The organism is Bacillus cereus group sp. MYBK216-1, assembly GCF_051916495.1.
GTDB lineage: Bacteria > Bacillota > Bacilli > Bacillales > Bacillaceae_G > Bacillus_A > Bacillus_A thuringiensis_K.
Genome location: NZ_JBQAGT010000003.1, coordinates 485,994 through 498,741, shown reverse-complemented (window position 1 = coordinate 498,741; position 12,748 = coordinate 485,994). Strand labels below are relative to the sequence as shown.

Below are 12,748 nucleotides of genomic sequence, written 5' to 3'. Positions count from 1 at the left end.
TAGGTGCTTGTCCAATTCATATTATAGGGGGAGATTGTAAAGATTAATGGAATAAAAAATTAAGTGTTTTTTAAGAGATTTTGTCTTTTTTCACACTCCACAATTAGCAATTCGCGCCAATATAGCTTTCTAGTCTTTTACATTACATACATGTAAATTTTGATGTTAAATCTTTTATTTTCATACGTTGTTTTTTATTACTTCTAATTTTCGGGAAAAATCCACTAATTAATAATGTTATAATCCATACCATTATTAGAATAAAATTTATTGTATTACCGGAATTCAAGCTGAAAACCCTCCACAAATAGGCAGCACAAAAAACGAGAATAGCAGTAATAATAAGTAAAAATGTCCTAACTACTAATCCGATGTAGGATTTCTTCTCTTGCTTAAAAATGAAAGTTCTTCCACCTTTGTACAATCTAATTACAAATAGTAGCAAGTATACACCAAGTGCGGCTCCAATAACAATTGATGTAATGAAGTTATTTTTTCTCTGCTCAGCTAGAGCAAAGTAACTTTCAGGTAATTTTCCCGTTTCATATTCAATCCATGCGTGGTAAATATCCTGTCGTAAGTCTATACCACCTTCACTATTCGTAAGAATTACCAATCCATCCTTTGTATTAGGAATGAAACCATAAAAAGAATGCCAGCCTCGATTGTCACCAGAATGATAAAGTAATTTCCATTGATTAGATAGTTTTTTTTCAAATATACCTAAACCATTCTCCCCTAATACTGGCTTTTGCATTTCTTCAACACGTTCACTTTTGATGACACCACTCCCTTTATTATTTGCATCCATGCTTGCAAGTATCAATGTCATCATATCCGTAACATTTGTCTTGAGGCCTGCAGCAGCCTGTTCGGTAAATTGGTAACTAGGGAGCTCCTCTCCAAAATATCCATAGCCTTTCGAAAGGTTAGGGTTTTCAGGATTTTGTAAAAATGAACTAGAGTTCATTCCCAAAGGTTTCATAATTTGTTCTTCCATATAACGATTAAACGGTATTCCAGTAACCTCTTCCATTACAAGTTGTAAAATTGTATATCCTCCACCAGAGTATATTGTTTCTGAACCTGGTTTATTAGTAACCTCCACTGGTTCATTAAGCCATCCTTTTCCAGACAAAGACTCCTCGATAGAATCAAGATGTTTTCCTGGTGCAACCCCAAGGTATCCTTTATGTGCAGACAGCCCTGCTGTATGACTTAATAATCTTCTTATTGTGACTTCATTATTATGAAACTCTGAATTAGATAATTTCCATTTGGTCAGATATTTTTCAACTGGATCATCTAGTGATAAACGCCCTTCATCTACAAGATGCAAGACTCCCCACGCTGTAAGGCTTTTAGATATGGAACCAGCTTGAAATACAGTATCATCACTCAACGCTTTTTTTGTCTTTTTATCTACATAACCGTAGTTTAGTGTATAAGCAATACGCCCCTCATGTACAATCCCTATTGCAACCCCTGGTACCTCATAATTCTCCTGCCATTTTGGTACCTGTTCATCCAGCTTTTTTTTGAAATCCTCTATACCCCTATCAGTCAACTTACTCGATTCTGTCCTCACCACATTTGTAAACAATGCTTCATTCGTAATGAATATACAAATGATGAAACATAAAATACTTTTGCATATTATCGATGCTTTTTGTCTATTCTTCATTTGCTTTGCCCCTTTTTTCAGAATATTCTTTCCGTCACTCAGAATATCCCATTCATTTATCTAGTTCTATCGATTTTTATTACTTAACCTTACAAAATTGTAATAAAAATCAAACTTCTACTATTGTCCTTTATCCGAGGACAATGAAATTCATTAACAAGATTGATATGAAATTATATTTATTGTTTCAGTTAAGGCCCCTAAAATACTAGTTTGGTTAATCAAATAGATATATTCCAAACTACAAAAATTTATAATAGAAAAGGTGGATTTTAGTTTTAATTAGAATTTGAACAAAGTATTGCTGCAAATATTTATTCTATAAAAAGAAGAACCCCACACATTTTGATTTAAATGTGTGGGGTTCTTTTGGCTTCCTTAAGTTTTTATAAAAAAGATTGATTATTTTATGTAGCCTACTAAAAAAACATTTTGTTTAATCAACTAACAGAACAAGATTAAACACTTAACTCGTATTAGTAATTTTTACTGTTTCTGTTGATAAATATAAAAATACTGCCTAACACACTTAATGAAAGTGCAAAATATAATAACAAGTCAGGTAGAAATTTCAAAGGAATAATATCAATTAATTGTAAAACAATAATGGCAAGGATACCTAAATATAAAATATTGTACAAAACATTATTTGTTTTATATAGAATTTCTCTTCCTCGTTCGTCATTTGCTTCATCACTTGATTGAAATTTTATTACATACATCTTACTTATCACTATTAAACCAAATAATAAAATTTTTAACAACAACATATGTATCACTCCTCTAGATAATCAAATACGTCGGTTAACGGCTTTTCAAATGCATTTGCGATTTTAAAGGCAAGAATTAGAGAAGGGTTATATTTATTCTTTTCAAGAGTAGCAATAGTTTGACGACTAACTCCCACTCTTGTTGCCAGTTCTTCTTGGGTCCAACCTTTTTCTGCTCGACAAACTACAATTTTATTATGCAACAATAGTAACACCTCTTTAGATAATTGTAATTTATTTTTTACAAATTGTAAATTATTTCTTACGATATATTTTTAAAATTAAAAATCCTCATAAAAAAGGACATAAAGATTTCTCTCCATGCCTACTAATCTTCTACTTCTTTACTGTATGTACATAATGGGCTGTTTCAAAAACTTAATAAAAAAGAGAACTACTCTTCAAGCACTTCTCTCTTTCATCCAAACGATACATATAAAATAAATTATTAAAAATATACTATATTAACTCCATAACATAGGTATTGCAGCTACACTTAAATAAAGAGTTCCAGGTAACAAGCAATCATAAAAGTCTTTTTGTTTAAAAGCGATGTTTTTTTGCCATCGGTTCTATATATGTATTTAATATCCACATTAATACTTTCCATACCCTTTGTTGGCTAGGTGGGAGATGAGCGTTATATACATAACTGTATTCGATCTGCTGTGTTGCACCACGATTTCGTTTAAACTCTCCAGCCCCAGCACTACAATGACAAATTAAATCTTTTTCGATAGAATCCATTGTAATAAGGAGAGACAGTATACGATACAAACCTTGTTGCTGGTCAGAGTTTGTATTATAGCCAAGAATCGGCGTTGTCATAACTCCATCCCTAATAAAATAAGCAATAACACCATCAATTGTATCCCCTTTTTTTATGGCCTTTATCTCAAATAAACGATGCTGAAGAGCATTCCATAAATAAGCGGGTGTAAACATTGGGTTATGTGCGGAATATTTTTCAATATATAGTTGGTTGTATAGCTGGGAAATTTGTAAAATATCCTCCTTTGTTAATTCTTCATTTGTAATGATTTCATAATTGCTTTTCTCTAATAAACTTTTATCGTTTAATAAGTCTTTTCGTTTTTTTCGATTCATTTTTTTATAGTGTTTCGGATCAAATAAGTATATAGAACGAGACATAATTTTCTTGTAACCTACTGTAGATAGTGCTTCTGTCGTTACAGGATATAATTCGTTATTTAAAGAGCGAAATAAAATTGTATGCTCTGGAAATTTCTCAACAAATAGATTTGTAATTTGTTCGATTTGTTGTTCGTTAATAGAGTGATAAAGGTTTGTTGAAAGCATCCAATTATTTACGACAATTACTTTATTCAAATTCGTTCGTCGTAACCAACTTCCCATAAGATAAATTGGATAGGTTAATAGCTTCTCTAACCATGGTTTTTTCAACTCCCATAGCTCTTCTAACGCATAAGATACGTAATGTGTATAAGGAGAACATACATATGAATTTTCGAACTCTGCGTTATTAAGAGTAACTGGCAAGATAAGATCATCAATTTCTAATAGAAAGAGCTGTGTGTTAACATTTTCAATAAATACTGTAACGCCCTTTTGAAACAGTGGCAGAAAACTATCTCGTACATATGCTCCATCTTTTTTGGATTCCCAATCAATGCTATGCAAGGAACGAACATCGTGCAACTGAATCATTTATGTTCACCACGCCTTACAAGACTTTCTATTCTTTTTAATTTTTTATCATATACTTGAATATCGTAATGTGAAAAGAAAAAATGTGGTATCGCACACTTTTTAGTAGCCCACAGTGTATGTAATTCTTGCATTACCTTCGATTGACATAATTCGAGATTTTCAGGTCGTGCTTTAAGTTTAATTTCAATTTTGTCTACGCTATGTTGTATCACTTTAAATTCTTGAATGTCACTAGATGCAAACAAAATTGCTCTTCTAATGAAATCAGGAAAAATAGATATTTCGCTATTATCCAATTCACTTATTCCAATAAATATATCGTCGCATCGACCGTCAATTCGTTCTAATGCTAAGAAAGGTGAGCCACAGCTGCACGGCGTTTTTTTCTCAATTAATATGTCATTGAGACGATAGCGTATAATCGGCTGTGTTTTCCTCATGAAATCAGTAATAATGGGAACGAATATCCCCTTCTCTTGATCTAAGTATTCTTTTTCAATATGAACGAGGTCTTCATTCATGTGTAATGTCCCATGCTTGCAGGTGGTAGCAAGAAAACCTTCTGTACATTGGTAAACTTGGTGTACTGTCTGCTTGAAAGTTGCACGAATAAAGTCTCTATCAATATCTTCAAGCACTTCTGCTACAGAGATAATTTTCTTAGGACAAATTGTAATCAGTCCTTCTTGCTGCCAGTAAGCAATTTTCCGTAACATAGACGGAGGTGCGATTAAAATAGATGGCTGTATTTCATTTAATCGCGTGATATGCTGCTGAAACGAATCTAGTAAATCAAAAAAATGAAATGAGATTCGCTTATTTTTTGTCGCTTCGTATAAATTGCTATTTGCACGTAAGAAAAAAGCTATCGTATGTTTATGTAAAATGCTAGAAGGAAGCACCTTTCCAATAATCGAGCCAGCCCACAACGTTTGTTCTTCCTCGGAAACGAGAAAAACCCCGCGATTGCCACTAGTGCCTGATGATAAACCGACAGTTATATTACGAATGGTTGGTGAGAAATTCCGGGTCTTCTCTGCTTCAAATGCTATATGAAACGCTTCTTCCTTTGAAATATGGACTGTATTTAATGTATCAAAATGTTCCATCATTACTTCTTTATCAATAATCGGGAGTGCAGACAAATTCCCTTTTTCAATTTCATGTAAAAACGGCTTATATAACTGGCGATAAAAAGGCGACGCCTCTATCGTGAACAAAAGTTGTTTTTGTATTTGTCGTTTATGAAACTGTTCCAATTGTTTGCGATTTGAAAATCTCAAGCCATATTTTGTTTTCAAGTATTGCTTAAGAATTCGTAGTTTATTCATAGTACACCCCTGCTTTAATTTTATCCCATGTATGTTCACAATGAGTTGGTACAATTTCAATCTCAGGTGATGTTTGTGATAAATGGTGTAACTTCTCAATATTCTTTCGGTAAGATTTTGGATCGCTAGTTAAAAGGTTGGCAACCTTACTAGGAAATACAAGATTTTGATACGTTTTACTTAGCCACACTGCGTCTGCACATAGAAAGACAATTTTATTACTCTGTAAATGAACGAATAGACCAAATTGTCCCGTTGCATGTCCTGTTAAGTCAACAGCAAATAATGAACCATCCTCAAATACATCATACCCTTCTTCAAACTTTCCATATGTAGAAGGTAAGTTTTGCGGTGGAGTTTGATCAATGAATGACATCCTCTTCTCTAAATCCACCGGCAGTGTATCTTTTAGACACCCTTTTAATAGAGCACCAAATTTACTTCTCTTTTTAATATCCTCATAAGCTTTTGCGAAGGTTAATATTTTCGCTTTCGGAAAATCAGGTAAACCAGCAGTATGATCGCCATGAAAATGAGAAAGAATAATATATTTAATTTCTTCTGGCTGAATACCATCAAGAAGAAGTTGTTGTTTAATAGATTGCTCTTCCGTAAAATGAACAGGCGTAAGTTTTGCATATACAGAGTAAGGAAATTTTTTTGTCGCCTCTTTAAAATGTCCCGCATATCCAGTATCAAATAAAATATATCCTAATACTGGATGCTGGAGTAACCCTACTGTAGCTGGAAAACATATTTGTTTCCAACTGCCCTTGGAGTATGCAATTTTTTCTGGATGTGTGCAATATCCTGTATCATATAGCTTTAAAGATTTGATTTTCATTGTATTTTCCACCAGTCTACAAATTTTGTAATTCCTTCTTCTATACTGATCTTTGGAGCATATCCTAGTTCTTCTTTAGCTTTATCAATATTTAATGTTTGGCTTTTTGAAAGGACACTAACAGTATATTTTGTGAGAATAGGTTCTTTTCCAAATAAAATAGTTTTTGAGATTCCTTCTAGTATAGCAGCTAGTGAAAAAGCGGTTTTGTAGGAAATTTTTTTATATTTTACTTCCTTATCAAGACGCTTCATTACATTTTCTATGACCTCATATAAATTTACACGCTCGTCATTTGTTATATTGTACTTTTTACCTAATGTATGTTTTGGAGAATGCATACAAAGAAGTAAAGCATCTACAACATTCTCAACATACGTAATATCAACAAGAACATTTTCAGTACCAATTCTCGGTAAAGCACCCTTTTCACATACTTTAATAAGACGCGGAAGAATCGCGTTATCTCCTGGTCCGAATACAGCGCGCGGGCGTATTGTGATAACTGGTAAACCATGCATGAAAGCTTGATCAATAGCTTGTTCAGCCATGTGCTTCGTTGTTGCGTAATGATTTACAAATGCATCAGGAAGTTTCGCGTTTTCTACTACATTTTGTCGTTCATCATAATAGAAATAAATACTTGGTGTTGATACGTGGATCAGGCGTTTTATCCCGTACTTTTTACTTCCCTCGATAATATGTTTCGTTCCTAACACATTCGCATTATAAAAATCTTCATATTTGCCCCAAGGGGAAGAAAGTGCGCCGCTATGAAAGATATAATCTTTATCTTTACAAACTTGTAGCACACGATCTCTGTCTTCAAGAGGACAGTAAACAAACTCAATTCCATTTTGTTCTAATACCTTACCAATTGTTTTATTTCTCCCTGTTGCCGTTACTTCATAGCCCATATTTTTCAGTCGAAAGGCGAGTTTTTGTCCTAGAAAGCCCGTTCCACCAGTTACTAGCATTTTCATAAATCTTCACCATCCCACGATATGTCATATGTTGTTTGCTCTAAAATAGTCCGTTCATGTTTATAACTTTCACGCCATAATTTATACATGCTAAAAAACTGATAAAAAAATGGTTTCCAATCATTGTGACGATAAACGATATCTGGAAAAGAGCATAGAACTTTTAACCATCGCTTACGTTTTTGTTTACTTTTTAAATAAGGAAATCCATATAAAAGCATCGCTAACCGAATTGCACACTCCGAATTTTCTTTTGGAATGAGTGTATTGTTTACTGTTTCATGAAAGAAAGCGGGCAATATTTCCTCATCGAATAAATGTAATCCACTTGTAGTACGTGGATTACACTCAATCGGCATCGCATCTCCATCCTCTGTAACGATAAAATCAAAAGCAATTTGTCCTGAGAAATTTAGCTCTTTTACAATATGTCTCACAAACTGATCAATTTTAGGATGATTCATATGCTGAAACGCAATGGTAGCACCTAAGCCTGCCGTAAATTCCGTTTTATACGAAGAGTGCGCTAACACTTCCCCAGATTGTGCAATACTGTAGGAACAATGCTGCGTTCCTCGTATAAACTCTTGCATAATATAATTCGACTTATCTATCATGCTTTCTTTTAGAGCATCCTCTTTTGTAATAAATTCCACTTTATCAGAAAAACGGGAGAAAATCGGCTTTCTTACAAAAGGAGTATGAGCTGGTGTTTTGTGCATCATTGAACTTATCCCTGCTTCATTATTTATTCTATATGTTGCAGGTACTTGCCACCCTAAATTCGCTACGAACTGAATAAATTCCCACTTATTATGCAGTAATGAAAGTTTTTGAAAATCATCTACTAATACATGACAAAATGCATTTAACTCTTCTCTATATTTAGATATGTAAAACACTTCTTCACAAGTAGGAATAAGCAAATCCACATTGTGTCGTTGAATAATGGATAGTAGCGCACGGATACTTTCATTTGTTTTCCACTTTGGAGAAGGAATTTCATAAAAGTAATCCGTACTCTTTGAAACTTTACTTAATGGATACGGAATACTATCTGCAATAATAACGGTATGTCCGGTGTTATGAAACAGTCTGCATAAATGCAAAGTTGCTGGTGCACGTGCCCCTGTAATTAATACTGTTTTCTTAGTATTCAAGAAGGATGCCCCCGATAGAAAGTCCTGCAGAAGTACCTAGTAATAGTATTTTATTTCCACGTTGCACTTTCTTTTGCTTAATCGCTTCGAAAAGAGCGACTGGAATAGATGCGGAAATCATATTACCGTAGTCTTCAAAAATGGTCATAAAGCGCTCTTCCTCAACCCCTAGTTTTTTACGAATGAGTCTCATAGCTGGTCCACTCGCTTGGTGAGGAACAATTAAATCAATATCGGCCAGGGAATAACCAGTATCCATAAGTAGCTTGTCGATAAACTTCAACAAATACTTAGAAGATAGTTTAAAAATGGCTCTTCCATTCATATCGAATAAGAAGTCTTCTTTTCGTTCCTCACTATACTCGCGAGGATGAATCATCGTTCCACCGCCACGAATTTCTGATAAATGCGCACCAGAGCTATATGTTTCCATATGAGAAGCAATAATAGAAGATGTATGATCGCCTTTTGTTATGACAACAGCTGCCGCACCGTCACCAAATAAAATGCTGCTTTCATTTTGGCCCCAATTTAATCCGACAGAAGAAATTTCAGAAGAAATAATAACAACATTTTCGTATCTCCCGCATTCAATTGCGTACGAAATTGTATCAAGTGCTGTTATGAAACTTAAACATGTTGAGTTAATATCAAAACATGGAATACCAGAATGCTGTAGCCCGAGCTGTTCTTGAATAAGTGATGCTGTAGAAGGAATCGCCTGTTGAATCGTTCCGCTTCCGCAAATAATACAATCGATATCATCCCAAGTTAACTTAGCATCTTCTACAGCTTTTTTTGCAGCTTCCGCCCCCATATAAGAAGACGTCTCCCCATCAACAAAATATCTTGTTTTTACCCCAGCTTTTTTTAATGTCCAGCCTTCTGGCACTTGTAGCATACGATCTATTTCAAAAGATTCTACCTTTCTTTTCGGAAGATATGTACCAATTCCTTTTATACTAATATACCTTTTCATTTTCTATCGCCTCTTAATCTTTTTATAAATTTTAAAATTCCGTCATATATAACTACTGTTGTGGATAAATACAGATTTTCTTGTAAAATTCTGCTATCCCATTATGTACATCTAATCCTACTTCTCTTCAAAAAAGAGCCAGTTCTCTACTTGAGAACTGGCTCTTTTTGCATGAGAATTCTTCAAATACATACTTTAGAAAAACACTTTTATATCAATTTAATTATATTATAACAATTATCCGAAAATAATTAATGGTATTTTTTGTAAATAAAAGTGAATATGTGGTATGAACTTACGTGAGAGGATCGTTTATTGAGCAGCAAATATAAACATATGGAACGTATATACATCTCATTTAAACATCTTCTATTTTCTCTTTTGTTTTCAAAAAAATGATTTCTATAATTGGATTGACAGAGCTTTAGATAGTAATGCAAAAGATATATATACCTACCATCACTAAATTTAATTTCCTTTTCTTTTATAGACACATCACTATGCCCTATAATACTTTCCATTTCTACTATTCATGTCTTCCGCTCCATACAAAACTCTCTTTGGATTTATAACAATCATTACAACTGCTACCACTAAATAAAATATCGCGTTATACATGATTAGATTTATTAAATTTCCGTTTATAATACCAATAAAAAAATTAAAGAATTGATGGATAATGATTGGAATAATTAAATTCTGATTCAAGTTGTAAAATGCAGTCATGACGATTTTTATAGATATGATAGAGATCATAAAAAATAGAATATATTTAATTAGGTCCATGCCAACAAATCCTGTAGTAAACCAAATAGGTAGATGCCACATCCCCCACCAAAATCCAATGATTATTGAAGCTTTTAATGGTGAATACTTCTTTTGAAGTTCAATTTGTGCAAAGCCTCTCCATCCTAGTTCTTCTCCCAATGGCCCCGCAAGAAAGTTTTTAACAAAAAATAGATTAGCATTCCCCATGAAGAGACAGTAAAAATAGAGTCTACTTCACTATTTTTAGACACGACAAACAAAATCATTAGAAATATAAAAGTTTGAATCGCACTCACAATAAGAAGGACAGAAACTTTAAGTTTGTTCTTGAACTTGTCTTTTACAAATTGTATAAAGCTCTGACCGGGATAGATTTTTTTAAATAACACGGCAAAAGCAAAAGTTGAGGACCAAGACGATATACAAAACATTACATTAAAAACCCATGCTGGGAATCCTAGCATACTTGTAGCTCCTACAAGTAAAAAAAGTGGCAGAAAAATAATATTGGTTAGTACAATAAAACTAGCTACTGGCTTTTTTAATTTCTTTTCTCTATTCATGCACAATCCCCATTTCAAACTAAGTATTTCGTAAACATAATAGTATTTATATTTACAGATACTTTCAGCTTAAACCTGGGGGTTACTCACAGGTCAATACATGTCTGCATTATTTTACAGGTGCATAAATTTCTAAAAATATACGCTCAAGTTCATCTTCATACGTGGTAAGTAATATATTTATATACACTAGCCCCAAAAGCTCATATCCTTATTCTATCGCCGCTTTTCTTAAACTGGATTCCACATTATGATCAATACTTTCCCCACCAGTTGCCCACCTTCCATCTTCAATAACTGTATAAATACATTTTGGATGCGATAGAATTTTTCCTTCCACTCTTTTATCAGAGCCCTCTACTTTTCTTACAATAATAAATTTATCTTCTATAATACCTTCTTCATTGAAATGTATAACTCTTTGTAAAGAGTTTAAAGTAACTGCCTTTTTTAAGCTATCCGTGTTCTTTTTCAAAGATTCATATTCATCATATGCAGTAAAATGCTCTATTTCTCCGTTTACTTCTAAAGGCTTCATTTCTTTTACTGCGTATTTCCCTAAGAATTGCTTTATTTTTTCACAATCTTCTTTTACAATTTGAACCTTTTTTAAAAGAAGATTTTTATATTCTATCTCCTCTAAAACTTCTTGTTCTTTCTCTTCCAACAGTGATTTTATTTCCTCTATACTCTTACTTTTTCTTAATTCCTGAATTTTTTTTATTTCGATATCCATTTCCCTATAGAAATTGACCGTTGTTATATCATATATATCCAAATGATTATATTTTCTATACCCATTCTCAATATCTTGCTTCGGCTTGACCAAATCTTTTTCCTCATAAAACTTTAAAGTATCTCTAGATACATCTAAAAATTTAGCAACTTGTCCAATTGTGTACATTACGCTCTCCTTTATCATTGCTACTTAATTTATTACATTCATACTTCATATTCTTTACATTATCGAATTTCCCTTCCTAGTTAATATTTCCCCCTTGTTCTCCCACAAAAAAGGCACAGAGATTTCTCCCCATGCCTACTAATCCTCTACTTCTTCACCGCATGCACGTAATGCACCGTCTCAAAAGCTTCTAAATAATCATTTCGTCCTTCAAAATATAATTTATTTATGTCTTCTGGCGATAAATGCTCATAAATGAGTAAGCCCGCCTTCTCTAACAGTGCTTCCATTTCGGTATAAGAAAAACATGATTTCATCGGTTCTCCGCCTACTGCAGCCATTTTCACCATATTTTCCACTCGATTGGACAATCCTTTTTCCGTAAATAAATTTTCATCCGGATAATCGAATACGATAGAGCTCCCCTCTGGAACCATTTCGAATAAGTATTCTATTAAACTAGAAAGCTCCTCTTTCGTTAAATAGTACGTAACACCTAATAGACTAAAGAAAGTCTTTTTATTTTCAAATCCTTCATTCCGTAACTGTTCGTAAGAAAATCCTTTCGTAAAATCCATTGAAACAAAATGAAGGTTGTTTGGAATTTCAAGTTCTGCTTCTTTTATTCTCTCCTTCTTAAATCTTTGCGTAGAAGGATGATCCACTTCAAATATTTTTATTTGTTTTTCTAATTCTCGATGTCTAAAACTAAATGTGTCTAAGCCTGCACCGAGTATGACGTATTGTGTCGCGCCTAATGCAATTTCATGCAGCAATACTCTTTCACAATATGCCGCGCGTGCCAAAGGTGTTGGGGATAATTGAACTTGTGTAATCCATTTTAATATTTCTTGTGGATTATCTTGAAACTGCTGTGCGATGTCTATATTGAAAAAATGTATTCCTTGAACCATATTCGTTTCAATATTGTTACGTTCTTTTTGTGAAATGAAATCTTTCGCTACATAATCATCAAAGATTTTAGGACGATCGAATTCACTATGATACGCTCTTCCGAAAGCTGATACTAGCGACGTTACACTTGCTTCACCTTTTTTCACGCACATACA

At 33.4% G+C, this 12,748-nt stretch carries 10 protein-coding genes and 2 pseudogenes; all 12 read right to left on the bottom strand.

Features of this window, described 5'->3' with window-relative positions:
- Positions 1 to 142 precede the first annotated feature (142 nt).
- The 12 genes and pseudogenes from ACTFRH_RS12805 to ACTFRH_RS12750 all read right to left on the bottom strand — a co-directional run bounded on the left by ACTFRH_RS12805 (position 143) and on the right by ACTFRH_RS12750 (position 12,745).
- Entirely contained in the window at positions 143 to 1,684 is a 1,542-nt protein-coding gene (locus ACTFRH_RS12805) for a serine hydrolase domain-containing protein (RefSeq protein WP_000797426.1), read from the bottom strand.
- Positions 1,685 to 2,160: 476 nt separating this feature from the next.
- Positions 2,161 to 2,454 (bottom strand): hypothetical protein, encoded by a 294-nt coding sequence (locus ACTFRH_RS12800; RefSeq protein ID WP_000925448.1) that lies wholly within the window; start codon positions 2,452 to 2,454, stop codon positions 2,161 to 2,163.
- A 5-nt stretch (positions 2,455 to 2,459) separates the two neighbouring features.
- Positions 2,460 to 2,660 carry a helix-turn-helix transcriptional regulator gene (locus tag ACTFRH_RS12795; protein WP_000903048.1) on the bottom strand — a complete coding sequence of 67 codons (201 nt, stop codon included), beginning with the start codon at positions 2,658 to 2,660 and terminating at the stop codon, positions 2,460 to 2,462.
- Positions 2,661 to 2,997: 337 nt separating this feature from the next.
- Positions 2,998 to 4,143: a hypothetical protein gene (locus ACTFRH_RS12790; RefSeq protein WP_000615359.1), complete on the bottom strand. Its 1,146-nt coding sequence runs from the start codon at positions 4,141 to 4,143 to the stop codon at positions 2,998 to 3,000.
- Complete coding sequence (locus ACTFRH_RS12785) at positions 4,140 to 5,477, bottom strand: F390 synthetase-related protein (RefSeq protein ID WP_001038133.1); 1,338 nt, start codon at positions 5,475 to 5,477, stop codon at positions 4,140 to 4,142. The genes ACTFRH_RS12790 and ACTFRH_RS12785 overlap by 4 nt, the downstream gene beginning before the upstream one ends.
- The gene (locus ACTFRH_RS12780) at positions 5,470 to 6,321 is read right to left on the bottom strand and encodes an MBL fold metallo-hydrolase (protein WP_000695251.1); all 852 of its coding nucleotides are present in this window, start codon (positions 6,319 to 6,321) and stop codon (positions 5,470 to 5,472) included. The genes ACTFRH_RS12785 and ACTFRH_RS12780 overlap by 8 nt, the downstream gene beginning before the upstream one ends.
- Positions 6,318 to 7,304 (bottom strand): NAD-dependent epimerase/dehydratase family protein, encoded by a 987-nt coding sequence (locus ACTFRH_RS12775; protein ID WP_000783225.1) that lies wholly within the window; start codon positions 7,302 to 7,304, stop codon positions 6,318 to 6,320. The genes ACTFRH_RS12780 and ACTFRH_RS12775 overlap by 4 nt, the downstream gene beginning before the upstream one ends.
- Positions 7,301 to 8,464: an ATP-grasp domain-containing protein gene (locus ACTFRH_RS12770; protein WP_001093162.1), complete on the bottom strand. Its 1,164-nt coding sequence runs from the start codon at positions 8,462 to 8,464 to the stop codon at positions 7,301 to 7,303. The genes ACTFRH_RS12775 and ACTFRH_RS12770 overlap by 4 nt, the downstream gene beginning before the upstream one ends.
- A complete protein-coding gene (locus tag ACTFRH_RS12765) occupies positions 8,454 to 9,443 on the bottom strand; it encodes a beta-ketoacyl-ACP synthase III (protein WP_000833208.1) in 990 nt (329 codons plus the stop codon). The genes ACTFRH_RS12770 and ACTFRH_RS12765 overlap by 11 nt, the downstream gene beginning before the upstream one ends.
- Positions 9,444 to 9,941: 498 nt before the next feature.
- Positions 9,942 to 10,774 (bottom strand): annotated as a pseudogene (locus ACTFRH_RS12760) (lysostaphin resistance A-like protein).
- 109 nt (positions 10,775 to 10,883) lie between these two features.
- Positions 10,884 to 11,678, bottom strand: a pseudogene (locus ACTFRH_RS12755) (MerR family transcriptional regulator).
- A gap of 146 nt (positions 11,679 to 11,824) precedes the next feature.
- Positions 11,825 to 12,745, bottom strand: a complete 921-nt coding sequence (locus tag ACTFRH_RS12750; RefSeq protein ID WP_003302041.1) for a class I SAM-dependent methyltransferase — start codon at positions 12,743 to 12,745, stop codon at positions 11,825 to 11,827.
- Positions 12,746 to 12,748 lie beyond the last annotated feature (3 nt).

Coding starts and splice junctions, on each gene's coding strand:
- ACTFRH_RS12765 (WP_000833208.1), bottom strand. CDS start 9,443: ATGAAAAGGTATATTAGTATAAAAGGAATTGGTACATATCTTCCGAAA.
- ACTFRH_RS12775 (WP_000783225.1), bottom strand. CDS start 7,304: ATGAAAATGCTAGTAACTGGTGGAACGGGCTTTCTAGGACAAAAACTC.
- ACTFRH_RS12780 (WP_000695251.1), bottom strand. CDS start 6,321: ATGAAAATCAAATCTTTAAAGCTATATGATACAGGATATTGCACACAT.
- ACTFRH_RS12750 (WP_003302041.1), bottom strand. CDS start 12,745: ATGTGCGTGAAAAAAGGTGAAGCAAGTGTAACGTCGCTAGTATCAGCT.
- ACTFRH_RS12785 (WP_001038133.1), bottom strand. CDS start 5,477: ATGAATAAACTACGAATTCTTAAGCAATACTTGAAAACAAAATATGGC.
- ACTFRH_RS12800 (WP_000925448.1), bottom strand. CDS start 2,454: ATGTTGTTGTTAAAAATTTTATTATTTGGTTTAATAGTGATAAGTAAG.
- ACTFRH_RS12790 (WP_000615359.1), bottom strand. CDS start 4,143: ATGATTCAGTTGCACGATGTTCGTTCCTTGCATAGCATTGATTGGGAA.
- ACTFRH_RS12805 (WP_000797426.1), bottom strand. CDS start 1,684: ATGAAGAATAGACAAAAAGCATCGATAATATGCAAAAGTATTTTATGT.